Annotated in this window: 26 protein-coding genes; 10 read left to right on the top strand and 16 right to left on the bottom strand. The window is 64.2% G+C overall.

The window, feature by feature from the left end; all coding sequences use genetic code 11:
• Positions 1–42 precede the first annotated feature (42 nt).
• The 5 genes from ESZ60_RS04775 to ESZ60_RS04755 all read right to left on the bottom strand — a co-directional run bounded on the left by ESZ60_RS04775 (position 43) and on the right by ESZ60_RS04755 (position 6,789).
• Positions 43–1,488, bottom strand: coding sequence for a DNA recombination protein RmuC (locus ESZ60_RS04775; protein ID WP_245155577.1), 1,446 nt, complete (start codon positions 1,486–1,488; stop codon positions 43–45).
• A 118-nt stretch (positions 1,489–1,606) separates the two neighbouring features.
• Entirely contained in the window at positions 1,607–2,020 is a 414-nt protein-coding gene (locus ESZ60_RS04770) for a BLUF domain-containing protein (protein ID WP_167620064.1), read from the bottom strand.
• A gap of 4 nt (positions 2,021–2,024) precedes the next feature.
• A complete protein-coding gene (gene rpoD, locus ESZ60_RS04765; RefSeq protein WP_134679282.1) occupies positions 2,025–4,013 on the bottom strand; it encodes an RNA polymerase sigma factor RpoD in 1,989 nt (662 codons plus the stop codon).
• Between the two features lie 223 nt (positions 4,014–4,236).
• Positions 4,237–6,162, bottom strand: a complete 1,926-nt coding sequence (gene dnaG / locus ESZ60_RS04760; protein WP_134679281.1) for a DNA primase — start codon at positions 6,160–6,162, stop codon at positions 4,237–4,239.
• A 42-nt stretch (positions 6,163–6,204) separates the two neighbouring features.
• Positions 6,205–6,789, bottom strand: a complete 585-nt coding sequence (locus ESZ60_RS04755) for a TetR/AcrR family transcriptional regulator (protein ID WP_134679280.1) — start codon at positions 6,787–6,789, stop codon at positions 6,205–6,207.
• 100 nt (positions 6,790–6,889) lie between these two features.
• Between ESZ60_RS04755 and ESZ60_RS21025 the strand changes: the two genes are divergently transcribed.
• From ESZ60_RS21025 to gluQRS, 5 genes are all read left to right on the top strand, one after another.
• Positions 6,890–7,387, top strand: coding sequence for a hypothetical protein (locus tag ESZ60_RS21025; protein WP_209021242.1), 498 nt, complete (start codon positions 6,890–6,892; stop codon positions 7,385–7,387).
• A gap of 6 nt (positions 7,388–7,393) precedes the next feature.
• Entirely contained in the window at positions 7,394–8,557 is a 1,164-nt protein-coding gene (locus ESZ60_RS04745; RefSeq protein ID WP_134679279.1) for an alpha-hydroxy acid oxidase, read from the top strand.
• Between the two features lie 127 nt (positions 8,558–8,684).
• The gene (locus ESZ60_RS04740; RefSeq protein WP_134679278.1) at positions 8,685–9,302 is read left to right on the top strand and encodes a 50S ribosomal protein L25/general stress protein Ctc; all 618 of its coding nucleotides are present in this window, start codon (positions 8,685–8,687) and stop codon (positions 9,300–9,302) included.
• A gap of 108 nt (positions 9,303–9,410) precedes the next feature.
• Complete coding sequence (gene trmFO, locus ESZ60_RS04735; RefSeq protein WP_134679277.1) at positions 9,411–10,751, top strand: methylenetetrahydrofolate--tRNA-(uracil(54)-C(5))-methyltransferase (FADH(2)-oxidizing) TrmFO; 1,341 nt, start codon at positions 9,411–9,413, stop codon at positions 10,749–10,751.
• Positions 10,748–11,593 carry a tRNA glutamyl-Q(34) synthetase GluQRS gene (gluQRS, locus tag ESZ60_RS04730; RefSeq protein WP_134679276.1) on the top strand — a complete coding sequence of 282 codons (846 nt, stop codon included), beginning with the start codon at positions 10,748–10,750 and terminating at the stop codon, positions 11,591–11,593. Before trmFO ends, gluQRS begins: the two co-directional genes overlap by 4 nt.
• Here the strand turns inward: gluQRS and hisI are convergent.
• Positions 11,575–11,940 (bottom strand): phosphoribosyl-AMP cyclohydrolase, encoded by a 366-nt coding sequence (gene hisI, locus ESZ60_RS04725; RefSeq protein WP_134679275.1) that lies wholly within the window; start codon positions 11,938–11,940, stop codon positions 11,575–11,577. The two genes, gluQRS and hisI, sit on opposite strands and share 19 nt — an antisense overlap.
• Positions 11,941–12,010: 70 nt before the next feature.
• Between hisI and ESZ60_RS04720 the strand changes: the two genes are divergently transcribed.
• On the top strand, positions 12,011–12,448 hold the full coding sequence (locus tag ESZ60_RS04720; protein ID WP_134679274.1) for an iron-sulfur cluster assembly scaffold protein: 438 nt from the start codon (positions 12,011–12,013) through the stop codon (positions 12,446–12,448).
• A gap of 319 nt (positions 12,449–12,767) precedes the next feature.
• Here the strand turns inward: ESZ60_RS04720 and recG are convergent, their stop codons facing one another.
• The 4 genes from recG to sciP all read right to left on the bottom strand — a co-directional run bounded on the left by recG (position 12,768) and on the right by sciP (position 18,319).
• A complete protein-coding gene (gene recG, locus ESZ60_RS04715; protein ID WP_134679273.1) occupies positions 12,768–14,879 on the bottom strand; it encodes an ATP-dependent DNA helicase RecG in 2,112 nt (703 codons plus the stop codon).
• Complete coding sequence (gene ligA / locus ESZ60_RS04710; RefSeq protein WP_134679272.1) at positions 14,855–17,134, bottom strand: NAD-dependent DNA ligase LigA; 2,280 nt, start codon at positions 17,132–17,134, stop codon at positions 14,855–14,857. Before ligA ends, recG begins: the two co-directional genes overlap by 25 nt.
• A gap of 101 nt (positions 17,135–17,235) precedes the next feature.
• The gene (gene ctrA, locus ESZ60_RS04705) at positions 17,236–17,949 is read right to left on the bottom strand and encodes a response regulator transcription factor CtrA (RefSeq protein WP_134679271.1); all 714 of its coding nucleotides are present in this window, start codon (positions 17,947–17,949) and stop codon (positions 17,236–17,238) included.
• 94 nt (positions 17,950–18,043) lie between these two features.
• Positions 18,044–18,319: a CtrA inhibitor SciP gene (gene sciP, locus ESZ60_RS04700; protein ID WP_134679270.1), complete on the bottom strand. Its 276-nt coding sequence runs from the start codon at positions 18,317–18,319 to the stop codon at positions 18,044–18,046.
• A gap of 171 nt (positions 18,320–18,490) precedes the next feature.
• On the opposite strand from sciP, the gene mnmA reads away from it, so the two are divergent.
• The gene (mnmA, locus tag ESZ60_RS04695; RefSeq protein ID WP_134679269.1) at positions 18,491–19,657 is read left to right on the top strand and encodes a tRNA 2-thiouridine(34) synthase MnmA; all 1,167 of its coding nucleotides are present in this window, start codon (positions 18,491–18,493) and stop codon (positions 19,655–19,657) included.
• A 3-nt stretch (positions 19,658–19,660) separates the two neighbouring features.
• On the opposite strand, the gene ESZ60_RS04690 is transcribed toward mnmA, so the two are convergent.
• Positions 19,661–20,068, bottom strand: a complete 408-nt coding sequence (locus ESZ60_RS04690; protein ID WP_134679268.1) for a SufE family protein — start codon at positions 20,066–20,068, stop codon at positions 19,661–19,663.
• Between the two features lie 155 nt (positions 20,069–20,223).
• Between ESZ60_RS04690 and ESZ60_RS04685 the strand changes: the two genes are divergently transcribed.
• The gene (locus ESZ60_RS04685) at positions 20,224–20,736 is read left to right on the top strand and encodes a hypothetical protein (RefSeq protein ID WP_245155576.1); all 513 of its coding nucleotides are present in this window, start codon (positions 20,224–20,226) and stop codon (positions 20,734–20,736) included.
• Positions 20,737–20,784: 48 nt separating this feature from the next.
• On the opposite strand, the gene ESZ60_RS04680 is transcribed toward ESZ60_RS04685, so the two are convergent.
• From ESZ60_RS04680 to miaB, 4 genes are all read right to left on the bottom strand, one after another.
• Positions 20,785–21,333 (bottom strand): GNAT family N-acetyltransferase, encoded by a 549-nt coding sequence (locus ESZ60_RS04680; protein WP_134679266.1) that lies wholly within the window; start codon positions 21,331–21,333, stop codon positions 20,785–20,787.
• Between the two features lie 108 nt (positions 21,334–21,441).
• A complete protein-coding gene (rpmA, locus tag ESZ60_RS04675) occupies positions 21,442–21,714 on the bottom strand; it encodes a 50S ribosomal protein L27 (protein WP_134679265.1) in 273 nt (90 codons plus the stop codon).
• Between the two features lie 12 nt (positions 21,715–21,726).
• Complete coding sequence (gene rplU, locus ESZ60_RS04670) at positions 21,727–22,107, bottom strand: 50S ribosomal protein L21 (protein ID WP_134679264.1); 381 nt, start codon at positions 22,105–22,107, stop codon at positions 21,727–21,729.
• Between the two features lie 215 nt (positions 22,108–22,322).
• Positions 22,323–23,672: a tRNA (N6-isopentenyl adenosine(37)-C2)-methylthiotransferase MiaB gene (gene miaB, locus ESZ60_RS04665; RefSeq protein WP_134679263.1), complete on the bottom strand. Its 1,350-nt coding sequence runs from the start codon at positions 23,670–23,672 to the stop codon at positions 22,323–22,325.
• Positions 23,673–23,739: 67 nt separating this feature from the next.
• Here miaB and ESZ60_RS04660 point away from each other — a divergent pair, with 67 nt between their 5' ends.
• A complete protein-coding gene (locus ESZ60_RS04660; RefSeq protein ID WP_134679262.1) occupies positions 23,740–24,081 on the top strand; it encodes a TfoX/Sxy family protein in 342 nt (113 codons plus the stop codon).
• On the opposite strand, the gene ESZ60_RS04655 is transcribed toward ESZ60_RS04660, so the two are convergent.
• Positions 24,060–24,512, bottom strand: coding sequence for a DUF2380 domain-containing protein (locus ESZ60_RS04655; RefSeq protein WP_167620063.1), 453 nt, complete (start codon positions 24,510–24,512; stop codon positions 24,060–24,062). The genes ESZ60_RS04660 and ESZ60_RS04655 overlap by 22 nt on opposite strands.
• 138 nt (positions 24,513–24,650) lie before the next feature.
• Between ESZ60_RS04655 and ESZ60_RS04650 the strand changes: the two genes are divergently transcribed.
• Complete coding sequence (locus ESZ60_RS04650) at positions 24,651–26,012, top strand: aminotransferase (protein ID WP_134679260.1); 1,362 nt, start codon at positions 24,651–24,653, stop codon at positions 26,010–26,012.
• The last annotated feature ends 8 nt before the right edge of the window (positions 26,013–26,020 follow it).

Raw genomic sequence — 26,020 nt, 5'->3', positions numbered from 1 at the left:
CAAGCGCGCTCAAATGCCTGAAATCGCGTCAATGCCACATGCCTATTCGGCGGCCTCTTCGGGGACGGGCAAGACGCCGTCATGGTCTAGCGCAAGGCGCTTTTGCGTCCGCGCGCCAAGCTCGCGCAGCATCTCGGCCTGCCGGATCACATTGCCCGAGCCCCGTGTCAGCCGGTCCATTGCCGTGGCATGGCTTTTCTGCGCCTTGTCGAGCGCGAGGCCGACATCCTCGACCGCAGCGACGAAACCGTGCAGCTTGTCGTAAAGCTGGCCCGCCCGCGCGGCGATCTGCATGGCATTGCTCTCGCGCCGCTCGACGGTCCAGATATGATCGACCGTCCGCAGCGTCAGCATCAGGGTGGTGGGCGTCGCCAGCCCCACCCGGTTCTCCATCGCGAAACGCGCAAGGTCCGGATCGACGCGCAGCGCCTCGGAGAAAGCGCCCTCGACCGGGATGAACATCAGCACATAATCGACCGAGCCATCGTCCAGCGCCTGATAACCCTTGGCCGCAAGCTGCGCGACATGGCCCCGGACCGAGGCGACATGGCGGCGCAGCGCCGCCTCGCGCAGCGCGGGATCCTCGCTGTTCACGGCCTCTTCATAAGCGAGCAGAGAAACCTTGCTGTCGATCACCAGCAATTTCTTCTGCGGCATCTTCACGATCACGTCGGGCCGCCAAAGCTTGCCCTCGGCATCGCGATGGCTGGTCTGGGTCAAATAATGGGTGCCCGAAATCAGCCCCGAATCCTCGAGGATGCGCTCCAGGATCATCTCGCCCCAAGCGCCGCGCTTCTGGCTGTCGCCCTTGAGCGCGCGGGTCAGCGCCACGGCCTCCTGCGAGATCTGCTCGGATCGCTTGTGCAGAAATTCGATCTGCTCTTTCAGCCGGGCGCGTTCCTCGTCAGTGGCCTTGTTGCGGGCCTGCAATTCGGTCTGGAAGCGATTGACCTGTTCCTTGAACGGGTTCAGGAGGGCGTTGAGCTGCTCGCCATGCGCCTTTTGCATCTCGGAGCCTTGCACGCGCAGGGTTTCATTCGCCATCAACCGGAAATGGCCGGTCATTTCCTGACGCAGTTCACGCAATGTCTGGATGTCACGTTCGGCGGATTCGCGGTCCTTCTCGGCGGCAAGCCGGGTCTCGGCCAGTTCGCGTTGCAGGCCGGACAAGGCATTGCGCTCGCGATGCAGCACATCCGTCAGCCCGTCCCGTTCTTCGATCAGTTCCTGAATGCGTTGGGACTGGCTCTCGGCCCGGGTTTCCAGCCGGCTCGCGGCAAGAAGCTGGTCGCGCAGCCCGCGCTCTTGGTCTTCGATCCGGGCGCGCAGATCCGCCTCGGCGCGGCGGGCGGCCTGGGCATTTTCCGCCGCCAGACGACGCGTTCGCGACAGCAGGATGTATAGCCAAAGCGCCGCCGCAAGGCAGAGGACAAGCAGCAACCGCAGATTGCCCGCCTCTGCAAGCCACAGCTCGATATCGTCGATCACCACATCCCTCCTTGCCTCGGCCGCGCCCGCCTTCGGCGTCTTGTTGGCGGCAAGTGTTCACCGTTTGCCCCAAAAAAGCAAGGCTTCGCGCGCCGAAGCGCGATCCGGGGCGGCCGGCTCAAGAAGTGGTTTTTTCCTGCTGGCTCAGCATGAAGGCCAGCAATCCGCTGGAGAACGCCCCCGGATTGCCGACCTGCACGTCATGCTCGGCGATCCAGTCGAACAGGGTCCCGCGGTTCGACGTGCCGAACCCCATCTCCCAGCGCCCGAAATGCCGCCCGCGCTGCGTGCCCCTGCACAGCTTTTCAATATCGCTATGGCGTGGATCGCGTTCGATCCGGGCCATGACGTCTTCGAGGGCCACCAAGGGGCCCTCGAGCCATTGATAGAAATGGCCATCCTCAAGATGCAGATAACCGGTCACGCCCAATTCGCGATTGCGCTCACGGGCCTCGTGCAGAATCTCGGTGCAAGCCGACGACTTTGCCCGCAACGTGGTCTGACTTCGATAGAGCAGGAAAGCCGTTGTCACCGTATCACTGATCCAGGAAGGACCTGAGTTTGCGCGAACGCGACGGGTGCTTGAGCTTGCGCAGCGCCTTGGCCTCGATCTGACGGATCCGTTCGCGGGTCACGCTGAACTGCTGCCCGACCTCTTCCAGCGTGTGATCGGTGTTCATGCCGATGCCGAAGCGCATCCGCAGAACCCGCTCTTCGCGCGGCGTGAGGCTCGCGAGGACGCGGGTCGTGGTTTCCTTCAGGTTTTCCTGAATGGCGCTGTCCAGCGGCAGGACCGCGTTCTTGTCCTCGATAAAATCGCCAAGCTGGCTGTCCTCTTCGTCCCCGATCGGGGTTTCGAGGCTGATCGGTTCCTTGGCGATCTTCATCACCTTGCGAACCTTTTCCAGCGGCATTTGCAGCTTTTCGGCCAGTTCCTCCGGGGTCGGCTCGCGGCCGATCTCGTGCAGCATCTGGCGGCCGGTGCGGACCAGCTTGTTGATCGTCTCGATCATGTGGACCGGGATACGGATCGTGCGGGCCTGATCCGCGATCGAACGCGTGATCGCCTGACGGATCCACCAGGTCGCATAGGTCGAGAATTTATAACCGCGGCGATACTCGAACTTGTCCACGGCCTTCATCAGGCCGATATTGCCTTCCTGAATAAGATCAAGGAATTGAAGGCCACGGTTCGTGTATTTTTTGGCGATCGAGATGACCAGGCGCAGGTTCGCCTCGACCATTTCCTTTTTCGCCTGACGGGCTTCTTTCTCGCCGCGCTGGACCTGGTTCACGATACGGCGGAATTCTTCGATATCGACGCCGACATGCTGACCGACCATGGCCATGTCGCCGCGCAGATTCTCGACCTGCGGACGCGATTTCTCGAAGAGGCTCTGCCAGCCGCGACCCTTGTTCGCCATCATCCGGTCGATCCAGGTCGGATCAAGCTCGGCGCCGCGATAGGCGTCGATGAATTCGCGACGGTTGATGCGGGCGGCGTCGGCCAGCTTCACCATGCCCGAATCGATGGTCACGATGCGGCGGTTGATGCCATAAATCTGGTCGACCAGCGCTTCGATGCGGTTGTTATGCAGGTGAAGCTCGTTCACCAGCCCGACGATGCGCGAGCGCAGGTGCTGATAGGCGACCTCATCCGCGACCGAGAAGGTCCCGTCCTCGTTCAGCGTCGCCGACATGCGGTTGTCCTGCATGTGGGCGAGCTGCTCGTAGCCGTTGGCGATCAGCTCGAGCGTCTCGAGGACCTTGGGCTTGAGCGAGGCTTCCATCGCCGAGAGCGACAGGTTCTGGCCGTCCTCGTCCTCTTCCTCATCGTCGCCGCGGCGCATCGGATTGCCGTCGGCATCATATTCCGGCTCGTCGCGGGCGGGCGCAGAGGCACCATTCGCAACCGGCGACTCGCTCGGCAGGACCTCTTCGTCCTCGCCTTCTTCGTCCATCGAACGGCCGAAGGTGGTCTCAAGGTCGATCACGTCGCGCAGCAGGATGTCTTCGTCGAGAAGTTCCTGACGCCACATGGTGATGGCCTTGAAGGTCAGCGGGCTTTCGCAAAGCCCGGCGATCATCGTGTTGCGGCCGGCCTCGATGCGCTTGGCGATGGCGATCTCGCCTTCGCGGGACAGCAGTTCGACCGAGCCCATCTCGCGCAGATACATACGCACCGGGTCATCGGTACGGTCGAGTTTCTCGGTTTCGGTTGTGGCGATCGCCACCTCGCGGGAGCCCGAGCCGGTCGTGGCCAATTCGCCGGCGGATTCGCCCTCATCGGCCTCTTCATCATTCTCGACGACGCGGATGTCCATTTCCGAGAGCATCGACATGACATCTTCGATCTGGTCGGAACTGGCATGTTCCGGCGGCAGCGCAGCGTTCAACTGGTCGTAGGTGATAAAGCCGCGCTCACGCCCTTCGGCGATCATGCGCTTGACCGCGGCCTGCGACATGTCCAGCGAAACATCGTCATCCTTGGTGTCGGGCTTCTGGTCGTCGTCGTTAGCTGCCATGCTGGCTCCCTTAAGCGGTGATTCGCGAATCAGCGAATCGGGATCGGCGTATCGGCCGTTTCTAACCAAGTCATAACCGGAATCATAGCCCGGCACATGCGATTGGCCCGTGATTCGGCCTCGGTGATTCGGCCCTGTGATTCGTTTATACGATTCGGGCCAATGATTCGGCCAAGTGATTCGGCCATAGATGAGGCCCCGCGAAGCATGGGAGCCCGGTTTTTCAGCGACGCGGTTTGCGCCAGATCTCGTTTTCCATCGCGGCTTTCAACCCCGCCGAAAGCGCGGCGCGATCCTCGCCCAGATCGGAAAGATCCGCCAGCGAAGGTCGGTCAGCCTGTTGCAGCGCGCGCGCGGATTGCGCCATGCGCCATGTCAGCCCCTCATCGGCAAGCCCCTGGATTTCGGCCTCGGCGCGTGCGGTCTCATCGCGCGCGGAGCGACGGGCCTCGATCCGGTCCAGCGCATTGGCAAGAATACCTGCGGCGGCGTCGTCATCGCTGGGGCGCAAAATGGCCGGAGCCGACTTCACATGGGGCTCGGCCATGATGCTTTCAAGGGCGCGCTGACCGGCTTGGGACTGGCTGCCCGCGAGCAGGTCATGAACCAGCGCGGCCCGGTCCCCATCGGCCGGTTCGAGCCGTTCCAGCCGCGACTCGACCGGCGCGATCAATTCAGGATGGGTGGCGCAGATCGCGAGGATCATCGCCTCGATCATCTGCTCGGCGGCACGCTCATCGGCATCGGGCGATGAGAGCCACGAGGCCCGTGTCGAGGCGACCGGCTGGACCGGAAGCGATGGCCCGCGCATCCCTTTGGGCTGCCAGGGCTGACGCGGCGCGCGCTCGGTCTGGGCCTGACGACGTGGGCCGAAAAGCTCCCATTTGAGTTGCTTCAGCGCCGAGAAATAATGGTGCTGCGTATCCTTGTCCGGGATCTTTGCGATGGCGTCGCCCAGCGCCTTGTCCAAAGCGGCCCTGCGTTCGGGACTGTCGAAGACCTTGCCATCGGTCTCGCGCCGCCAGAGCAGATCGACCAGCGGGCGGGCCTCATCCAGAATGGCGGACATCGCCCCTGCCCCACGCGCGCGGATCAGGTCGTCCGGGTCCTGCCCTTGCGGCAGGAAGGCAAAGCGCAGCGCCTGCCCCGGCCCGGTCATCGGCAGCGCCAGATCAATGAGCCGCATCGCCGCGCGCGTGCCTGCCGTATCGCCGTCGAGTGCGATCACCGGCTCGGGCGAGATGCGCCACATCAGCCGCAACTGATCCTCGGTGATCGCCGTGCCGAGAGGGGCCACCGCGCCCTCGAAGCCCGCGCGGACAAGCGCGATCACATCCATATAGCCCTCGGCCACGATCAGTGGCTTGCCCTTGGCCACCGCCGCCCGCGCCGGGCCGATATTGTAAAGATTGCGCCCCTTGTCGAAGAGCGCGGTCTCGGGGCTGTTGAGATATTTCGCCCGCGCATTCGGGTCCATCGACCGTCCGCCAAAGGCGATGCAGCGCCCGCGCCCGTCGCGGATCGGGAACATGATCCGGCCCCGGAATCGATCGAATGGCGCGCCGCCATCATCCGGCTTGGCCACCAGCCCCGCTTCGAGAAGCAGCGCCTCGGAGACGCCCTTGGACTTCAGCGCATTGAAGAGCCCCTGCCGCTGGTCGGGGGCATAGCCGATGCCGAATTGCTCGCAGGCCGCCGCATCGAGGCCGCGCCGCGCCAGATAGGCCCGCGCCGCCTCGGCCAGCCCCATGCCAAGCTGCATCCGGTACCAGCGCACCGCCTGTTCCATCACATCGACAAGTTCCGTGCGACGATCGGCGCGTTCGACCTGACGCGGATCGCGTTCGGGCATGGGAAGCCCGGCTTCGGCGGCCAGCATCTGCACCGCGTCGATGAAGCCCATGCCCTCGGCCTCGCGCAGGAAGCTCAGCGCATCGCCCTTGGCATGGCAGCCGAAGCAGTAATAGAACCCCTTCTGGTCATCGACATGGAACGAGGCCGTCTTCTCGCCATGGAAGGGGCAAGGCGCCCACCAGTCGCCCTTGGCCTGATTCGAGCGTCGCAGATCCCATGTCACCTTGCGCCCGATCACACGGGACAGGGGGACGCGGGCGCGGATCTCATCGAGGAATTGGGGCGGAAGACTCATGCCCCCTTATATCCGCTCGCGCGGGCGAGTTGGAAAGGGGAATCAGGCGCCCACCGCGCCGCGCACCAGATCGCGATAGACCGCGACGACGCGTTCCTGGTCCAGGCGGCCATCCTCGCGATACCAGTTGGTGACCCCGGTCAGCATGGCGATCAGCGCCATCGTGGTCAGCCTGCGGTCGGGTATCCGCATCACCCCCTCGGCCTCGCCGGCGGCGAGGATCGCCTCCAGCGCATCCTCGTAGCGGCGGCGCAGGGCGGCGATCTCACGCCGGTTCTCGGGGCTGAGGCTGCGCAACTCCATGTAGGACAGGAACACCGCCTCGGAACTGTCGAGGCTGGTCTGGATATGGAAGCGCAGGAAGGCGTCGAGCCGCTCCAGCGCCGGGCGCGACGCGTCGTCCCGCCATTCGGCCAGAAGCCTTTCCATATGGCCGCGCAAAAGATCCACCAGCAGCGCCTGCTTGTCCGGCGTATAGGCGTAAAGCGCGCCGGCCTGCACGCCCACCTCGGCCGCGATCTGGCGCATCGAGACGGCGGCATAGCCGTGGCGCGCGAAAAGGCTACGCGCCGAATCGCGGATCAGGGGGCCGGTGATCTCGGCTTTCGAGCCTTGGGTGCGCGCCATATCCCCTTTCTAGGTCGGGCAAGGAACTTCGGAAAGACCGCATCTTGTATCCCCTGCTGCGGCGCGCCTATTGTGTCGCCCATCCGGAAGGGGGACATTCATGACGGCAAGACGGATCGCCTTGGCCTGCGCGCTGCTGGCGCTGGCAGGATGCGACGACCGTATCGGGGATTATCCCGAATTGCTGCCGACCGACCAAATTCTGGCCGAGCCCAATCTGCCCGCCCATGCCGCCGAAAGTGCCCGCGACCCCTCGGCCGCCACCGCCGGGCTGACCAGCCGCGCCAGCGCTCTGAAAGCAAATACCCCCGGCCAAGTCGCGAATGACGAATCCATGTCGGGCCGCGCCGATGCGCTGCGCGCGCGCGCCGATGCCCTCGCCCAGACCCAGCTTGACGCCTGCCCCGAGGGCGCCGCCTGCACGCGGACGGCCGCCCCTGCCCCGGCCGACGATGATCCCGACCTGACGCGCCGCATCGAGGAGTTGCGCGCGCGCTCGGACGCCCTCACGGCGCAGCCGCAGGCTCCCTGCCCCGAAGGCACGACGACCTGCGCCCTTCCCGAGACACCCAAAGCCGTGGTCACACCGGAGGAATAAGGCCCAATGCCCGTCATCACCTGCATCGACGACCTGAAGGCGATCTATCGCCGCCGGGTGCCGAAGATGTTCTACGACTATGCCGAAAGCGGCAGCTATACCGAGAGCACCTTCCGCGAGAACACGTCCGATTTCGCCCGGATCAAGCTGCGCCAGAAGGTGGCGGTCGACATGACCGGCCGCACCACCGAAAGCACGATGATCGGCGAGAAGGTCGCGATGCCGGTGGGCCTTGCCCCGGTCGGGATGACCGGCATGCAATCGGCGGATGGCGAGATCAAGGCCGCGCAGGCCGCGAAGAAATTCGGCGTGCCCTTCACCCTCTCGACCATGTCGATCTGCTCGATCGAGGATGTGGCCGAAGCGACGCAGGCCCCGTTCTGGTTCCAGCTTTACGTGATGCGCGATCAGGAATTCCTCGAAGCCATCATCGAGCGCGCGAAACGGGCGAACTGCTTGGCCCTCGTCCTGACGCTGGACCTGCAGATCCTCGGCCAGCGCCACAAGGACCTCAAGAACGGCCTCTCCGCCCCGCCCAAGATGACCCTGCCGGTGATGCTGGACCTCGCGACGAAATGGCGTTGGGGCCTCGAGATGCTGCAGACCAAGCGCCGCTTCTTCGGCAATATCGTCGGCCATGCCAAGGGCGTCGGCGATGCCTCGTCGCTGATGAGCTGGACCGCCGAGCAGTTCGACCCGCAACTCGACTGGGACAAGATCGCCCGCATCCGCGATCTCTGGGGCGGCAAGCTGATCCTCAAGGGCATCAACGACCCCGAGGATGCCCGCATCGCCGCCGATTTCGGCGCGGATGCGATCATCGTCAGCAACCATGGCGGCCGCCAACTCGACGGCGCGGCAAGCTCGATCCGGATGCTGCCCGAGATTGTCGCGGCAGTGGGCGACAAGGTCGAAGTGCATCTCGACAGCGGCATCCGCTCGGGTCAGGACGTCCTGAAGGCGCTCGCCCTCGGGGCGCATGGCACCTATATCGGCCGCGCCTTCATTTATGGCCTCGGTGCCATGGGCGAGGCCGGTGTGACCAAGGCGCTGGAGGTCATCCGCAAGGAGCTCGACATCTCGATGGCGCTGTGCGGCGAACGCGATGTCAAGAATATCGGCCGCAAGAACGTGATGATCCCGCGCGATTTCCTCGAGCCCTATCTCTAGGGTTCGCCCTAAAGACCCCGCGCGGGGTTTTTCGGCTTTCCATTTTTACGATTCGCGGCTATAGGCCCCGCTTCGGCCATGCACCCTTGGAGGATGGCCGCGAACACTTAATGTAAGGAATACCAACATGGCCAAAGAGATCCCTGATCTGGTCGTCGAGGCACGCGCGGGGACAGGCAAGGGGGCCGCCCGCCAAGCCCGTCGCGAAGGTAAAGTGCCCGGCATCGTCTACGGCGACGGCAAAGAGCCGCAGCCGATCCAAGTCGAGTTCAACTCGCTCCTGACCAAACTGCGCGCAGGCCGCTTCCTGTCGACGCTGTGGAACCTGAAAGTCGAAGGCCAAGAAGACGTTCGCGTCGTCTGCCGCGGCGTTCAGCGTGACGTGGTCAAGGACCTGCCGACGCATATCGACTTCATGCGCCTGCACCGCGACACCCGCGTGAACCTGTTCATCCACGTGACCTTCGAGAACCACGAAGCGTCGCCCGGCCTGAAGCGCGGCGGCACCCTGGTCGTCGTCCGTCCGGAAGTCGAACTGGAAGTCACCGCCTCGGAGATCCCGGACCACATCACCGTGGACCTGACCGGCAAGCAGATCGGCGATTCGATCCACATCAACGACATCGTGCTGCCCAACGGCACGAAGCCGACGATCGACCGCAACTTCGTCATCGCGAACATCGCGGCCCCCTCGGGCCTGCGTTCGGAAGACAACGCGGAAGCCGCTGAAGGCGCCGAAGCCTGATCCCAGGCCAAGTGCTGACACTGATCGGGCGGCATCCCTCGCGGATGCCGCCCTTTCTCTTGGCCCGGCGCAGTGCTATGACGCCCGCCTGACGCGAAGGGGTAAGACATGGAACCGATCCACATCATCGGCGCGGGCCTCGCGGGCTCGGAAGCGGCCTGGCAGATCACGCGCGCGGGCGTGCCCGTCGTGCTGCACGAGATGCGCCCCGAGGTCGAGACCTTCGCCCATCGCACCGGCGATTGTGCCGAGATGGTCTGCTCGAACAGCTTCCGCTCGGATGACGACCAAATGAATGCCGTGGGCCAGTTGCATTGGGAAATGCGCGCGGCCGGCGGCCTGATCATGTCGATGGCCGACCGCCACCGCCTGCCTGCGGGCGGCGCGCTGGCCGTCGACCGCGACGCCTTCTCCGCCGCCGTGACGCAGGCGCTGCGCGACGAGCCGCTGGTCAGCTTCGCCCCCGGCGAGGTGACCGAGCTGCCCGCGGACGGCCGCTGGATCGTCGCTACCGGACCGCTCACCTCTGCGGCTTTGGGCAATTCGATCCTTGCCGCGACCGAGGAAGGCTCGCTGGCTTTCTTCGACGCCATCGCCCCCATCGTCCATGCCGACACGATCGACATGTCGATCTGCTGGCTGCAAAGCCGCTACGACAAGGGCGAGACCGAGGAAGAGCGCACCGCCTATATCAACTGCCCGATGACCCGCGAGGATTACGAAGGCTTCATCGACGCGCTTCTCGCCGCCGACAAGACCGAGTTCCATGAGGGCGAGACCGCGGGCTATTTCGACGGCTGCCTGCCGATCGAGGTCATGGCCGAGCGCGGCCGCGAAACCCTGCGCCACGGCCCGATGAAACCTGTGGGCCTGACCAACGCGCACAAGCCCACCGAAAAAGCCTATGCCGTCGTCCAGCTGCGCCGCGACAACGCCTTGGGCACGCTCTACAATATCGTCGGCTTCCAGACCAAGATGAAATACGGCGCCCAGACCGAGGTCTTCCGCCGCATCCCCGGCCTGCAGAATGCGAGCTTCGCGCGTCTCGGCGGCATCCACCGCAACACCTTCCTGAACTCGCCGCGCCTGATCGACGACCGGCTGCGGCTGCGGTCGCGCCCGAACCTGCGCTTCGCGGGTCAGGTGACGGGCGTCGAGGGCTATGTCGAATCCGCCGCAATGGGCCTGCTCGCGGGCCGCATGGCCGCTGCCGAGGCACTTGGCCGCGATCTGCCGCCGCCGCCGCCCACGACCTCGATGGGCGCCCTCGTCAATCACATCACCGGCGGCGCGGATGCCAAGACCTTCCAGCCGATGAACGTGAATTTCGGCCTTTACCCGCCGCTTGACGAAATGCGTGGCGGGCGCAAAGGCCGCAAGGACCGCTACCCGGCCTATACCGACCGCGCGAAAGCCGATTTCAACGGCTGGCTCGCGGGGCAGAATTGAACCGCACGCGGTTCGCCCCCTCGCCCACCGGCGCCCTGCATCTGGGCCATGCCTTTGCCGCGCTGACCGCCGCGAAACTGGCCGATCCCGGCCAGTTCCTGCTGCGCATCGAGGATATCGACCAGAGCCGCTGCCGCCCGGAATATGAGACGATGATCTCGCAGGACCTGCATTGGCTGGGCCTCGACTGGCCCTTGCCGGTGATGCGGCAATCCGATCGCCTGCCCGCCTACCAGGCGGCGCTCGACCGGCTGGCGGAGATGGGGCTGACCTATCCCTGCCAGTGCCGCCGCGCCGATATCCGCGCCGCGCTCTCGGCCCCGCAGGAAGGCGCCGAGCCCACGATCGGCCCGGACGGCCCGGTCTATCCCGGCACCTGCCGCCACCGCGCCATGGCCGAGGCCGGAGCGGATGACGCGATCCGGCTGGACATGGGGCGCGCGCTCGACCACCTTCGGGCCGACGAGATCGTCTTTGACGACGAGAACATCGCGCCCGGCCTCCCGCATCGCTTGTCGGCGGCGGACATGGTCTCGGGGATCGGCGACGTGGTTCTGGCCCGGCGTGGCATGGGGACGAGCTATCACCTGTCCGTCGTGGTCGATGATGCGGAACAGGGCATCACGCTCGTCACGCGCGGCAAGGACCTGCTGGATTCGACCTATATCCATGTCCTGCTGCAGCGCCTGCTGGACCTGCCCGTGCCGCGCTATTACCACCACCGCCTGATCCGCGACGACAACGGCAAACGGCTTGCGAAACGCGACGACGCCCGCGCCCTGCGGCTTTACCGCGAGCAGGGCATGAGCGCCGCCGAAATCCGTCAGTCGCTTGGGTTCTGAGGCTGCATGATCTCGACCTCGGCACCTTCGCGGATCGCGGTATAGAAGCAGCTACGGCGATTGGTGTGGCAGGCGGGACCCACCTGCTCGACCAGCACCAAAAGGCAATCGCGGTCGCAATCGACACGCATCTCCACCAGCTTTTGCGCGTGCCCCGAACTTTCGCCCTTGACCCAGAAGCTTTGGCGCGAGCGCGACCAATAGGTGACCTTGCCACTTTCCAGCGAGCGCGCCACGGATTCCGCATTCATCCAAGCCATCATCAGCACCTCGCCGCTTTGATGGTCCTGCGCGATGGCCGGGATCAGACCGTTCCCGTCATATTTCAGTGTCGCAGGGTCGAACATCGGCTTTCCTTTCGGCTGGGTCGCCCCTATCTAAACCTGAGCCACCCCAAGGAAAAGCCCGAGGCCCGCCATGTCCGACAGCGATCTGATGCAGCTTTACTCGCGCCGCATCCTTGCCCTGGCCTCGGATATTCCGCATCTGGGCAAACTCGAAAACGCGACCGGCAGCGCGCATCGTCGCTCGCCGCAATGCGGATCTTCGGTCACGGCCCATATCGTGATGGATCAGGGCCGCGTCGCGGATTTCTCGCAAGAGGTTCGCGCCTGCGCGCTGGGTCAGGCCTCGGCGGCGGTGCTGGGACAGGTGGTGATCGGCCTTACCCGCGACGAACTCGAGCGCGGCACGGCCGAGCTTGAGGCCATGCTCAAGACCGACGGCCCCGCCCCGGACGCGCCGTTCGACGGGCTCGAGGCCTTGCTGCCCGCGCGGGAATTCCCAAACCGCCATGCCTCGATCTTGCTGGCCTGGCAGGCCACGCTCGACGCGATCGACGCGATCGACGCCTGAACAAAGCTGCTTGCTGAAAAAGAAACGCCGACCCGCAAGGGGCCGGCAGTTGCGCGCTTGATCACGGCCGGGGACGGTCCGTGGGAAACCGGGCGAGGGTTTCGCGATGCGCGGGGCAGGTCGAAATGAATTCAGGCAAGCGCCGAGGGCATGATGCTCGGCAGGGAAAACAAGAAGACAGCCATCGCCGAGAGGGCGAGGACACCGATAAAATCGGCCAGAGTTTCACGGCTCATGTCAATTCTCCTCTGTTGTTCCTGAATTGTTCTCACCGAATCGCGATCAAGTAAAGAACTTTTAAGGAACATTAATGGAACTTTTACCCCGCCGTGATCATCCGGATCGCGCGGTCCTGTTCCATGAGCCAGAGCAGCAACCGAACGGCGCGGCCGCGCTCGCTTGCCATGTCCGGATCGCGCTCAAGGAAAGCCTGCGCATCCTTGCGCGCCAAGGCCATCAAAGCGCCCTGACGTTCCAGGTCGGCGATGCGAAAGCGCGGCAGGCCGGACTGTGCCGTGCCGATGACATCGCCCGCGCCGCGCATGGCCAGATCCTCTTCGGCAATGCGGAACCCGTCCTCGGTCTCGCGCAGGATCGACAGGCGGCGGCGTCCCGTCTCGGAAAGCGGCTCATGATACATCAACACGCAGCTTGAGGCCTTGCTGCCCCGCCCGACCCGGCCACGCAATTGATGCAGCTGCGCAAGGCCGAAATTCTCGGCCCGTTCGATCACCATGATCGTCGCCTCGGGCACGTCCACGCCGACCTCGATCACCGTCGTCGCGACAAGGATACCGGCACGACCCGCCGCGAAATCCGCCATCGCCGCATCGCGTTCATCCGGCGGCATCTGGCCATGCACCAGCCGCACCTGCGCGCCGAAACGCGCCCGCAACTCCTTGAACCGCGCCTCGGACGCGGTCAGGTCCACGGCTTCGCTCTCCTCGACCAGCGGACAGACCCAATAGGCCCGCGCGCCGCCCTGAAGCGCGCGATCGAGATGGTCAAGCACCTCGCCCATGCGGCTATCGGCAGTCACCGTGGTCCTGACCGGCTGGCGACCTGCGGGCTTTTCATCCAGCACCGACAGATCCATATCCCCGAATTGCGCCAGCGCGAGCGAGCGCGGGATCGGAGTCGCGGTCATTACCAGCATGTCGGGCGGCAGATGCGTGCCCTTGGTCCCAAGCTCCATGCGTTGGTTGACGCCGAAACGGTGCTGCTCGTCGATGATCGCCAGGCGCAGGTCGTTGAATGCGACGGTTTTCTGGATCACGGCATGGGTGCCGACAAGGATTTGGATCCGCCCCTCGGCCAGATCGGTCAGGATGTTGCTGCGCGCGTCCCCCTTGTCCCGGCCGGTCAGCACCTCGAGCCGGATCCCTGCGAGCGCCGCCAAGGGCTCAAGCGCCCTGAAATGCTGCCTTGCGAGGATCTCGGTCGGGGCCATCATCACGCCCTGCCCGCCCGCCTCGACGGCGATCAAGAGCGACAGGAAGGCGACCAGCGTCTTGCCCGCGCCGACATCGCCCTGCAGCAGCCGGTTCATCCGCCGCGGCGCGGCCATATCGGCTGCAATTTCCTTGACGGCGCGGGTTTGCGCCCCGGTCGGCGGCCAGGGCAATCCCGCAAGAACCCGCGCACGCAAGCTGCCGTCACCCGCGCTGACGATCCCCGCCTGCCTGCGACGGTCGCGACGCAGCAAGGCGAGTGTCAGTTGATGCGCGAAAAGCTCGTCATAGGCCAGACGCGCTCGCGCTGGATCTGTGGCCGAAAGGTTCTGCATGCCGCCCGGATGATGCGCCGCGTCAAGTGCATCGGCCCATCCCGCCCATCCCTGCCGCGTGCAAAGCATGGGATCAATCCATTCCGATACCTCGGGAAGCCGGCTCATCGCCGCCCGCACGGCCTTTTGCACGACGCCCTGCGTCAGGCGTCCCGACAGCGGATAGACCGGTTCGAAATCCGGAGGGGGAGTCGCGCCCTCGGCCAGGACGTGATCTGGATGCACGATCTGGCGGATGCCATCGAAAAGCTCGACCTTCCCCGAGACCATCCGGCGCGCGCCGATTGGGAACTGTGCCTCGATCCACTCCTTGCGGGCGTGGAAAAATACGAGTTGCAACTCGTCGCTGCCATCCGAGCAATGCACCCGCCACGGCCGGCCCTTGGCCGAAGGCGGACTGAGACGGCTGACCGACAGAAGGATGGTGACGATCTCGGGCGGGCTGGCCTCGGCAAGATGGTTGATCCTGCGCCGGGTGACGCCGGAATGTGGCAAGGTCAGGATGAGGTCACGCGGCCGAGCGACCCCCATCTGCGAAAAGGCCTCGGCCGCCTTCGGACCGATGCCGGGCAGCGATTCCAATGTTCCGAAAAGCGGAAACAGCGCGGTGGGCCGCCCCGTCACCGCTGGGCGATCGCCAGCCATTCGTCCTCGTCGATGACCCTGATCCCCAGTTCCGCGGCCTTCTTGGCCTTGGAGCCCGCCCCCGGTCCCGCAATCAGCAGATCCGTCTTGGCCGAGACCGACCCCGCGACATGCGCGCCCAGGGCCTCGGCACGGGCCTTTGCCTCATCCCGCGTCATCTTTTCAAGCTTGCCGGTAAAGACGAGGGTCAGGCCGGAAACCGCGCTTTCCGACGAGACGGCCTCGGGGGGCTGAATGTCGAGATGGCTGACCAGCCTGTCGATCGCAGCACGCTCGCGCTCGTTGGAAAAGGCTTCGGCAATCGACATGGCAAGGACCGGGCCGATGCCGTTGACGGCGATGAGATCTGCCCAGGCCGAGCGGGCGGAGATAGAGATCGCGCTTTCCGCCAGCACCGCCGAACGGGCTTCGGCCACCCGCGCCCGGCGGCCCGTCCTTGCCGCGGCGGCACGTTCGGCCTCGGCGGCTGTTTCTGCCGCGCGATGCGCCTCGGCCGCGGGCGTCAACCGATCGACCGCTTGCGCCAGCGCATCCCAATCGCGGTAGTGCCGCGCCAGATCACTGGCCGCGACTTCGCCCAGATGGCGGATTCCCAGCGCGAAGAGCAGCCGCGCCAAGGATATATGGCGCTTCTCCTCGATTGCACGAAACAGGCTCGCGGCACTTTTCTCGCCCCAGCCCTCGCGGTTCTTCAACTGCGTCAATTGCCCTGGCCCGTAGCGGTCGCGCAGCAGAAAGATATCGGCAGGCTCGGCGATCCAACCGTCGCGGAAAAGCTCTTCGACGAGCTTTGCGCCAAGCCCCTCGATGTCGAAGGCGGCGCGGGATACGAAGTGCTTGAGTTTCTCGACCGCCTGGGCCGGGCAGATCAGCCCACCGGTGCAGCGCCGCACCGAGTCGCCCTCTTCCCGGATCGCGGGAGAGCCGCATTCGGGACAGGTTTCGGGAAATTCGTAGCGCTCGGCCCCCGGCGGGCGCTTTGCCAGATCGATATCGGCGACCTTTGGAATGACATCTCCCGCGCGATAGACCTCGACCCAATCGCCGATCCGGATATCCTTGCCGTCCCGGATCGTGCGGCCATCGGCGCTGCGGCCGGCAATGTAATCTTCGTTATGCAGGGTGGCGTTCGACACGACGACCCCGCCCACGGTCAGCGGATGCAGGCGCGCCACGGGGCTGAGCGCGCCGGTCCGGCCGACCTGGATGTCGATCCCTTCGAGGCGCGTCCAGGCCCGTTCGGCGGGAAACTTATGCGCGATCGCCCAGCGCGGCGTGGTGGAACGCAGGCCCAGCCGCGCCTGATAGGCCAGGTCATTCACCTTGTAGACCACGCCGTCGATGTCATAGCCCAGCGTCGCGCGCATCTGCTCGATCCCGGTCCAGACCTCGATCATCTCGGCGACAGAATGACAAAGCCGCATATGAGGGTTGGTGCGAAATCCCATTTCACTCATCCGCGCGACCGCCTGCATCTGGGTCAGGCCGAGGGGCCCCGAGAGTTCGCCCCAGGCATAGGCAAAGAAGCGCAGCGGGCGGGCGGCCGTGACATTGGGGTCGAGTTGGCGCAGCGAGCCGGCCGCGGCATTGCGCGGATTGGCAAAGCTGCGCCCGGCATCCGACGCGTTCAGCGCCTCGAAATCGTCATGCGACATGTAGCATTCGCCGCGGATCTCGACGATTTCCGGGATGTCAGGACTGGCCAGGCGCTGGGGAATATCCGCGATCGTCCGCGCATTCGCCGTCACGTTCTCTCCGACGGCCCCATTGCCCCTTGTCGCCGCATGAACGAGCAGCCCGTTTTCATAGCGCAGCGACAGCGACAGGCCGTCGATCTTGGGCTCGGCCGTCATCTCGACCGGGGCATGGGCCGGCAGGCTGAGAAAGGATCGGATGCGCTGCACGAAGGCGCGAATATCCTCTTCGTCGAAGCCATTCTCAAGCGAGAGCATCGGCAGGCGGTGGGGCACCTTGGCAAAGCGACCGTCCGGTGCCGCGCCAATGCGTGAGACCGGACTGTCGGGCGAAGCCAGTTCGGGGAATTGCCGTTCAAGCGCGGCAAGCTGCCGCTTCTTGGCATCATATTCCGCGTCGCTGATAAAGGGCGCGTCCTCGGCATGATAGGCGCGGTCCGCCTTCAGAAGCACGTCCCTCAGAGCCGCCATCTCTGTCGCGACCGCGTTTCTCTCGCCCGGTTCCGCCCCTGCCTCTGCGGCGAGGTCGCCCTCATTTTGATCCCGATCTTCTGGGGTCATACCCGCCTCCGCATGTCGCCCCGCGCGGGGGCATTCAATCAGAGCCAAGTTGATAGCTTTTCGGGCGGGCTCTTGTCCAGCTTGAGGCCAGGAATGATCGGCTAGGCCCCCAGCGCCATCCGGTCGTTGCCGAGTCCCGCCACCGGGTCGCGCAGCACATATCCCCGACCCCAGACCGTCTCGATATGGCTTTCACCATTCATGACCGCGGCAAGCTTCTTGCGCAATTTGCACACGAAGACGTCGATGATCTTCAGTTCCGGCTCGTCCAGCCCGCCATAGAGATGATTGAGGAACATCTCTTTCGTCAGGGTCGTGCCCTTTCTGAGACTGAGAAGTTCGAGGATCTGATACTCTTTACCCGTCAGGTTCACCGCCTTGCCCCTGACCTCGACAGAGCGAGCGTGAAGATTCACCATCATCTCGCCAGTCTGGATGATCGACTGGCTATGCCCCTTGGAGCGCCTGATGATGGCATGGCTGCGCGCCACCAGCTCGTCGCGGTTGAACGGCTTGGTCATGTAGTCATCGGCCCCGAAGCCAAAGCCGCGAAGCTTGCTTTCCGTGTCATCCGAACCGGTCAGGATCAGGATGGGCGTATCGACGCGAGACATCCGGATCTGGCGGAGCACTTCCATCCCATGCATATCCGGCAGGTCCAGATCCAGCAGGATGAGGTCGTAGTCATAGAGCTTGGCGAGATCGATTCCCTCTTCGCCCATATCCGTCCGATAAACGTTGTAATTCGCGTGAGTGAGCATCAATTCGATGCTGCGTGCGGTGTTCTGGTCGTCCTCAACAAGCAGGATTCGCATCTACTTCTCAGCCCTTATTGATCCGATGAGACTAACTCCTGTCACAAAGTTATTAATATCACGTTACCGGAGACTGTGGCGACATAAATTCAACTTAAGATTGTTTAAATCGCTGGAAATGGGTTGTCTTGAGGGCATCGACCCCATGCCGCTTCACGGCCCGCGCCCAAGAGATGAACTCTTCCTCACTCAAATCGTAGCGCTGGATGGCCTCCTCTCGGCAGAGCAGACCATTTTGCACGGCAGCCAGGACAATCGCCTTGCGGCTGGCGACCCAGCGCGTATCCGGCGGGGGCAGGTCCGCAAGCGTCAGGATAGACCCATCAGGCAGGGTCACGGTACGCGGGCCAGAGCTTTTCTTAACGAACATGCAATAATTCCTGTATTCCAGCCCTTTGTTTTTCGCCAGAAATCCTTAAGTCCGGGTGAAGCGGACGCATATTCCGGGGCGGCATGACCTTGAGAATTTCGCGCTTTTCATATAAATGCTCACGATCGCGGAATGCATGACCCGACAAAGCGCGCCGCAAAAGGACGATCCATGACAAGCTGCAGCACTGAACCGCGCGCCACGGCGCATGACAGCCAATTGAATTCCCTGGGCTTTGCCAAACCCCCTGCGCAGACGCGGGTGGTCGTGGCCATGTCCGGCGGCGTTGACAGCTCGGTCGTGGCGGCCCAGCTTGCCGCCGAGGGTTATGACGTGATCGGCGTCACGCTTCAGCTATACGATCATGGCGCGGCTCTGGCCAAGAAGGGCGCATGCTGTGCCGGTCAGGATATTCACGATGCCCGCCGCGTCGCCGAACGTGTGGGTTTCCCGCATTATGTCCTTGATTACGAGAACAAGTTCCGTGAATCGGTGATCGAGGAATTCGCCGATGCCTATCTGGCCGGCGCCACCCCGGTGCCCTGCATCCGCTGCAATGAGCGGGTGAAATTCCGCGATCTGCTACAGACCGCGCGCGAGCTTGATGCCGATTGCATGGCAACGGGCCATTACATCCGCCGCTTTGATGGGCCGAAGGGCGCCGAATTGCATATGGCCGCCGACCCGAATCGCGACCAGAGCTATTTCCTGTTCTCGACCACCGCCGAGCAGCTCGACTTCCTGCGCTTCCCGCTGGGCGGCTTAGTAAGCAAAGCCGAAACACGCGCTCTGGCGACGAAATACGGCCTCGCGGTCGCCGATAAGCCGGACAGTCAGGACATTTGCTTCGTGCCGAATGGCAATTACGCAAGCGTCATTGAAAAGCTGCGCCCCGGCGCGGCCGATCCCGGTGATATCGTCGATCTTGAGGGCAATGTTCTGGGCCAGCATCGCGGGGTCATCCATTACACCATCGGCCAGCGCCGCGGCCTTGGCATTGGTGGCCTTGGCGATCCGCTTTATGTCGTCCGCCTCGACCCCGAGTTGCGCCATGTCGTCGTCGGCCCCAAGGAATCGCTTGCGACCAAGATCGTGCCGGTGACCGAGGTGAATTGGCTTGGCGATGCGCCCTTCGAAGGCGAGATCCAGATCACAGCGCGCATCCGCTCGACCCGGCCGCCGCGCCCGGCGATCCTGCGCCCCACTGGCAAGAACCGCGCCGAGATCGAGCTGCTCGATCCCGAGGAAGGTGTCAGCCCCGGTCAGGCTTGCGTCTTTTACGCGACCGAGGGCACCCGCGTCCTTGGCGGGGGCTGGATCGCCCACCGCCGCGGCTGAACTTCAGGCCGAGGCCGCCAGCAAGCGAATACGCTCGACCATCGCGCGTAGCCCATTCGAGCGCTGCGCCGAAAGATGCTCTTCGAGCCCCAGCCGACGCAATTCGGCGGGGGCGTCGATCGCGGCGACCTCGCTCACCGGCACGCCCGAATAAAGCGCATGCAGAATGGCGATCAGCCCGCGCACGATCAGCGCATCGCTCTCGCCGTCGAAATCGAAGACCCCGCCCGAGATGCGCGGCATGATCCAGACCTGGCTGGCACAGCCCTCGACCTTGGTGGCGGGAACCTGCAATGCCGGATCAAGGCCGGGCATCGCCTTGCCAAGCTCGATCACATGCCGGTAGCGATCTTCCCAATCGTCGAGAAAATCGAAGGTCTCGGCAATGTCTTCAAAGGCGGCGGTGGCCATCTGGCATCCTTTCGCAATGCTGCGATATCGGGGAGGGCCTTTGGCATAGCGCTTCGCCCGGCCAAGGTCAAAGAGGCTTTCGCGCCTGCCCGCTTTGCCCTATCACTCGCGGAAACCGGAAAGGAACAGGGCGGGGCGGTATGCGGATCAGGACTTTGGCTTCAATTGGCTGCGCCATGCTGATGCTGGCCGGATGCGGTCGTTTCGGTGATAGCGCGGGCGACAGTGCGGGGGATAGCAGTTGGAACCCCACGACTTGGTTTGGATCAAGCGAACCCGAGACGCTGGAGCCCGAAGGGGGCTATCCGACCACCGTCGAGGATGGCCGCCTGCCGGTCAATCACATCACCGCCGCGCATTGGGAGCCGCTTTATGAGGGGCGCCTGCTGGTAGTGAACGCCATTCCCGCGACCGAGGGCTGGTGGAACCTTGCCCTCGTGACCGAAGTGCCGATGCCCAAGGGCCGCATCCGTCCCGATGAAAATGGCGTGCTGCGCCTGCGCCTCGTCGGCTATCCGCCAAAGCCGGGCACACGCGAAGCCAGCCGCCCCGCCAACCCGGCCAGCGACACCGCGACCGTCGCCCTGACCCTGTCGAACGAGGCGCTGAGCCCTGTCAGGCAGGTCGTCATCACCGGCGGCGGCAATGTGGTCACGCTGAACAAGTGACAGCAAAAAGGGCGCCACATTGGCGCCCTTTGGCATTCTTCCGAAAGATCAGCCCATCTTACGCAGATAGGTCCAGGTCGGAACCCGCGCATCGCGCGCCACCGACCAGCTTTCGGCATCTCCCAGATATTCGAAACCGCAATTCGTGAGCACCCGAGCCGAGCCCGGATTGTCCTGAAACGCCTCGGCGAAAAGCGTGCGCGAGTGATGCGGATTGGCGGCGACCAAGGCGGCCACAGCCTCGGTCGCGAATCCGGTATTCCAGAATCCCGAACCGACCCAGAAGCCGAGCTCGGACTGGTCCGGCCCGATGCGCGTCAGCGAGACCACGCCCAGAACCTCGGCAAGCTGCTTGTTCGAGCCGTCAATGGCCCAGACATCCTCATCGCGGTCATGGGCGATGGCGCGCTTGACATAGGCCTCGGCCGCGCCCGGCGGAAGCGGATGGGGGATCGAGCGCGTGCCATCGGCAACGCGGCGATCCTGCGTGTAATGCGCGATCAACCCTGCATCCGACTGCCGTAGCGGGCGCAGGACGAAACGTTCGGTCGCGATCACGGCCTGTGCCTTCAGGTCCGGCGCGATCAGGTCATTCATAATCTGTTCCTCCCTCGTACTCATGGAACATAATCGGGATCGTGAAAAAGCAAAGGGGACCGGCTTGCGCCGATCCCCGATATGAAACACGAAAGTGTTTAAAAGGGCTTACTCGGCAGCCTCGAGATTGGCCGGCAGCACGGAGATATAGGTGCGGCCCTTGAGGCCCTTGCGGAAGGTCACCTTGCCATCGGTCAGCGCGAACAGGGTGTGGTCGCGGCCCATGCCGACGTTCGCACCGGCCCACCAGGTGGTGCCGCGCTGACGCACGATGATGTTGCCTGCAACGGCAGCCTGGCCACCGAACAGTTTCACGCCAAGACGACGACCAGCGGAGTCGCGACCGTTGCGGGACGAACCGCCTGCTTTTTTATGTGCCATGGGTCACTCTCCTCAGTTGGCGGTTACGGCGTCGTGGCGGCGCGCAAGGCGTGCACCGACAGCGGCTTTGACGTCCGATTTCTCGGCGCCTTTTTCCAGCAGATCGGTGATGCGAACCAGCGTCAGTTGCTGACGGTGGCCACGGGTGCGCTGCGACGAGTGCTTCCGGCGGCGTTTGACATAGGTGATGACCTTGTCAGCCTTGATGTTGTCGATGACTTCGGCTTGCACGGCCGCGCCAGCAACCAGCGGAGCACCGACGGTCGAACCGATCATCAGGACTTCGTTGAACTGGATCTTGTCACCAGCTTCGGCGTTCAGTTTTTCGACGCGCACGACATCACCGGCTTGAACCCGGTACTGCTTGCCGCCCGTCTTGAGAACTGCGAACATTCCGTCTTTCCTTGCTTCCATCGCGTCCTTTGGCCCCTGCGGAACAGGCGTTCGGTGGGTCCCGGACCCGCCTTCGGACAGCGCACCCGCATATCGGGTGAGATTAAAATAACGCACCGGCAACGGGCAGAGACCCGGCCGGTCGCAGCCATATGGGGGATTCGCGCCGAAAAGTCAACCGGATTGCGGCTTGTCGTCGCAATCCCTTTGCTCGCTTACGCGACCAATTCGCCCGCCAGCGAATTACGCTCGCTTCGGGTGATCCGCACCCGAACGAGATCGCCGACCTTGGCCGTGGGGGCCTCGACAAATACGGCATGAAGGTAGTCGGATTTGCCGACCATCTGGCCTTCCAGTCGACCCGGCTTTTCGAACAGCACGCCCATTTCGCGCCCGACCATGCCCTCTTGCGCGGCCCTTTGCTGGGTCGATAGCAGCGCCTGCAGTTCCTGCAATCGGGCATCGGCCAGGGCGCTGTCGATTTCGGGCCGGTCAAAGGCGGTCGTGCCGGGGCGCGGCGAATATTTGAAGCTGAAGGCCGTGCCGAAATTCACCCGCGCCACCAGATCCAGCGTGTCCCGATGATCCTGATCGGTTTCGCCGGGAAAGCCCACGATGAAATCCGAGGTCAGCATGATGTCAGGCCGCGCATCGCGAATGCGGTCGATCAGGCGCAGATACTGGTCCACCGTATGCTTGCGGTTCATCGCCTTGAGGATGCGGTCGCTGCCCGACTGCACCGGCAGATGCAGATAAGGCATCAGCTTAGGTTCACTCCGATGCGCCTCGATCAGGTCATCGGCCATGTCATTGGGGTGGCTCGTCGTGTAGCGGATGCGGTCCAGACCATCGATTTCGGCAATGGCGCGGATCAGGCGGCCAAAGCCCCATTCGCCGCCCTGCCCCTCGAAGGTCGGGCCTTCGCCATGCCAGCCATTGACGTTCTGGCCCAAGAGCGTGATCTCGCGCACCCCGCGCGAGACAAGATCGCGCGCCTCGCGCAGGATGCGGTCGACCGGCCGGCTGACCTCGGCCCCACGGGTATAGGGCACGACGCAGAAGGCGCAGAACTTGTCGCATCCCTCCTGCACGGTCAGGAACGCCGCGGGCGCGCGCCGGGTGGCGGTGGGTTTCGGCAGATGCTCGAACTTGTCCTCGGCCGGGAATTCGGTGTCCACGCCACGCCCCGCACGGGCCATGGCGGGCAGACGGTGATAGGCCTGCGGGCCGACGACCAGATCGACGATCGGCATGCGGCGCTGAATCTCTTCGCCCTCGGCTTGGGCCACGCAGCCCGCGACGCCGATCTTCAGATCGGGCTTTTCCGACTTCAGCGGCTTCAACCGGCCCAGATCGGAATAGAGTTTCTCGGCGGCTTTCTCGCGGATATGGCAGGTGTTCAGCAGAACCATGTCGGCTTCGGACTGGTCCTCGGTCAGAACATAGCCTTCGGCCCCCATGGCCTCGGCCATGCGCTGGCTGTCATAGACATTCATCTGGCAGCCATAGGTCTTGATGAAGAGCTTCTTGGCCGCCGAAACGGGTGTGCTGGCTTGGTCGGTCATGCCGTGCTGTCCTTGGAGTTCCGGCGCTGATACAGGAAACCACGCGCTTTGGAAAGTCTGGCCAAGCATGAGTGACCTGACCGAGATCCCGAATATCGGCCCCGCGACCGCGAGGGCCCTGATCGCTGCGGGCATACCCGACGCGGCCGCCCCGCGCGGTCTGGGCGCGCACGCGGCCTATCGCGCGCTGCTTCAGGCGGGCGAGCGGCCGCATTTCATCGGCTATTATGTTCTGCACATGGCCTTGCAGGGTCGGCCCTGGAACGATTGCCGGGGCGAAGAGAAAGCCGCGTTGCGCCGTCACTTCGATGGCTTGGTCAGCCAGTTTCGCGCGCGCGCACCGACCGGGATCGAAGCCGAACTGCGCGAGATCGGGCTGATCGCCCCTCAGTCAAGCGCGCGCAGCTGACGCCCCAGAAACCGCGCCGCGCGCGCCCAGCTTTCGTCATTGTCGCCGCGAAAGCTGAGTTCGCGATGCGCGACGAGTTTCTCGGACTTCACCTCGACCAGATCGGCAAAGACCTGAAGGATGAGCGTGCTGGTCTTTTGCACCGTCACGAAAAGCGCGCGATCGGTCGGTTTCGCCGCCAGCAGGTCCAGAAGACAGCGCGCCGTCTCGCGGGGACAGGCGGCCTCGATCTCTTCGGCGGCGATCAGGCTACCCGACAGATCCCCGGCCAGGGCCTCGGCAAAGGCGGCCTGACGCCGCAGGTGGTCCTGGCGCTGGTCGGTGGCCTCGTTGGACGTGTCGAGCATCTTGACCGGCAGCACGATCGGTCCTGCGGCCAGAACCGGTCCGGGCAAGAGCGCCACCACCAGCACATACAAAAATGCGCGCATCCTTTCCTCCCTCCGAGCAGTCTGCATGCCCGGCCTCTGCCCGACAAGCCCGACATATGTCTGGCTCAAGCGGCCCATTGAACGCCCCAATGCGCCCGGATAGCCTTCCCGCAACGCATGATCACGGAGGCTGAGAACATGAACCAACCGCAAAGCTGGGAAGCGCGCGCCAATGAATTTTCGCTCTATGGCTTCACCGACATGCCCTCGGTCCATGAGCGCGGCACCGTCGTGCTGACCCATGGCGAGGGCCCCTATGTCATCGACGTGCATGGCCGGCGTTTCCTTGATGCCAATTCCGGCCTGTGGAACATGGTCGCGGGCTTCGACCACAAGGGCCTGATCGAGGCCGCCAAGGCGCAATATGAGCGCTTCCCCGGCTATCACGCCTTCTTCGGGCGGATGTCCGACCAGACGGTGATGCTGTCGGAAAAGCTGATCGAGGTCTCGCCCTTCGACCGTGGCCGGGTGTTCTACACGAATTCGGGTTCCGAGGCGAATGACACCATGGTCAAGATCCTGTGGTTCATGCATGCGGCCGAGGGCAAACCGCAAAAGCGCAAGATCCTGACCCGCTGGAACGCCTATCACGGCGTGACGGCGGTTTCGGCCAGCATGACCGGCAAGCCCTATAACTCGGTCTTCGGCCTGCCGCTGCCCGGCTTCATCCACCTGACCTGCCCACATTACTGGCGCTTCGGCGAAAGCGGCGAGTCCGAGGCACAATTTGTCAAGCGCCTCGCCAAGGAGCTTGAGGACACGATCGAACGCGAGGGTGCCGACACGATCGCTGGCTTCTTCGCCGAGCCGGTCATGGGCGCGGGCGGCGTCATCCCTCCGGCCAAGGGCTATTTCCAGGCCATCCTGCCGATCTTGCAGAAATACGACATCCCGATGGTCTCGGATGAGGTGATCTGCGGCTTTGGGCGCACCGGGAACACCTGGGGCTGCGAGACCTATGACTATATGCCTGACGCGATCATCTCGTCCAAGAACCTGACCGCCGGCTTCTTCCCGATGGGGGCAGTGATCCTCTCCGGCGCGCTTGGCGACCGGGTGCAGGCCGCCGTCGAGGCGATCGAGGAATTCCCGCATGGCTTCACCGCCTCGGGCCATCCGGTCGGCTGCGCCATCGCGCTGAAAGCCATCGACGTGGTGATGAACGAAGGGCTGGCCGAGAACGTGCGTCGCCTCGCCCCGCGCTTCGAGGAAGGCCTGCAGCGCCTCGCCCAGAAACAGAATATCGGCGAGTATCGCGGCGTGGGCTTCATGTGGGCGCTCGAGGCCGTGCGCGACAAGGCGACGAAAACGCCTTTCGAGAGCAACCTCTCGGTCAGCGAGCGCATCGCCAATACCTGCACCGATCTCGGGTTGATCTGCCGCCCGCTCGGCCAGTCGGTCGTCCTCTGCCCGCCCTTCATCCTGACCGAGGGCCAGATGGACGAGATGTTTGAAAAGCTGGAAAAGGCCCTCGACAAGGTCTTCGCCGAAGTGGCGTGACCAGGACG

The sequence above is a fragment of the Paracoccus ravus genome (genome assembly GCF_004522175.1).
GTDB lineage: Bacteria > Pseudomonadota > Alphaproteobacteria > Rhodobacterales > Rhodobacteraceae > Paracoccus > Paracoccus ravus.
The sequence above is the reverse complement of the archived record's forward strand: the minus strand, read 5'-3'. Positions and strand labels throughout refer to the sequence as shown.

Bases quoted from the DNA above. Each gene is read 5' to 3' on its own strand.
- ESZ60_RS04755 (WP_134679280.1), bottom strand. From the start codon at position 6,789: ATGGCGCGCACCCAAGGCTCGAAAGCCGAGATCACCGGCCCCCTGATC.
- rpoD (WP_134679282.1), bottom strand. From the start codon at position 4,013: ATGGCAGCTAACGACGACGACCAGAAGCCCGACACCAAGGATGACGAT.
- ESZ60_RS04745 (WP_134679279.1), top strand. From the start codon at position 7,394: ATGCCCGTCATCACCTGCATCGACGACCTGAAGGCGATCTATCGCCGC.
- ESZ60_RS04720 (WP_134679274.1), top strand. From the start codon at position 12,011: ATGTCCGACAGCGATCTGATGCAGCTTTACTCGCGCCGCATCCTTGCC.
- ESZ60_RS04650 (WP_134679260.1), top strand. From the start codon at position 24,651: ATGAACCAACCGCAAAGCTGGGAAGCGCGCGCCAATGAATTTTCGCTC.
- rpmA (WP_134679265.1), bottom strand. From the start codon at position 21,714: ATGGCACATAAAAAAGCAGGCGGTTCGTCCCGCAACGGTCGCGACTCC.
- ESZ60_RS21025 (WP_209021242.1), top strand. From the start codon at position 6,890: ATGACGGCAAGACGGATCGCCTTGGCCTGCGCGCTGCTGGCGCTGGCA.
- ctrA (WP_134679271.1), bottom strand. From the start codon at position 17,949: ATGCGAATCCTGCTTGTTGAGGACGACCAGAACACCGCACGCAGCATC.
- dnaG (WP_134679281.1), bottom strand. From the start codon at position 6,162: ATGAGTCTTCCGCCCCAATTCCTCGATGAGATCCGCGCCCGCGTCCCC.
- ESZ60_RS04680 (WP_134679266.1), bottom strand. From the start codon at position 21,333: ATGAATGACCTGATCGCGCCGGACCTGAAGGCACAGGCCGTGATCGCG.
- ESZ60_RS04740 (WP_134679278.1), top strand. From the start codon at position 8,685: ATGGCCAAAGAGATCCCTGATCTGGTCGTCGAGGCACGCGCGGGGACA.
- ESZ60_RS04655 (WP_167620063.1), bottom strand. From the start codon at position 24,512: ATGCGCGCATTTTTGTATGTGCTGGTGGTGGCGCTCTTGCCCGGACCG.
- miaB (WP_134679263.1), bottom strand. From the start codon at position 23,672: ATGACCGACCAAGCCAGCACACCCGTTTCGGCGGCCAAGAAGCTCTTC.
- ligA (WP_134679272.1), bottom strand. From the start codon at position 17,134: ATGACCCCAGAAGATCGGGATCAAAATGAGGGCGACCTCGCCGCAGAG.
- ESZ60_RS04660 (WP_134679262.1), top strand. From the start codon at position 23,740: ATGAGTGACCTGACCGAGATCCCGAATATCGGCCCCGCGACCGCGAGG.
- rplU (WP_134679264.1), bottom strand. From the start codon at position 22,107: ATGTTCGCAGTTCTCAAGACGGGCGGCAAGCAGTACCGGGTTCAAGCC.
- hisI (WP_134679275.1), bottom strand. From the start codon at position 11,940: ATGTTCGACCCTGCGACACTGAAATATGACGGGAACGGTCTGATCCCG.
- sciP (WP_134679270.1), bottom strand. From the start codon at position 18,319: ATGTTCGTTAAGAAAAGCTCTGGCCCGCGTACCGTGACCCTGCCTGAT.
- mnmA (WP_134679269.1), top strand. From the start codon at position 18,491: ATGACAAGCTGCAGCACTGAACCGCGCGCCACGGCGCATGACAGCCAA.
- ESZ60_RS04690 (WP_134679268.1), bottom strand. From the start codon at position 20,068: ATGGCCACCGCCGCCTTTGAAGACATTGCCGAGACCTTCGATTTTCTC.
- trmFO (WP_134679277.1), top strand. From the start codon at position 9,411: ATGGAACCGATCCACATCATCGGCGCGGGCCTCGCGGGCTCGGAAGCG.
- recG (WP_134679273.1), bottom strand. From the start codon at position 14,879: ATGGCTGGCGATCGCCCAGCGGTGACGGGGCGGCCCACCGCGCTGTTT.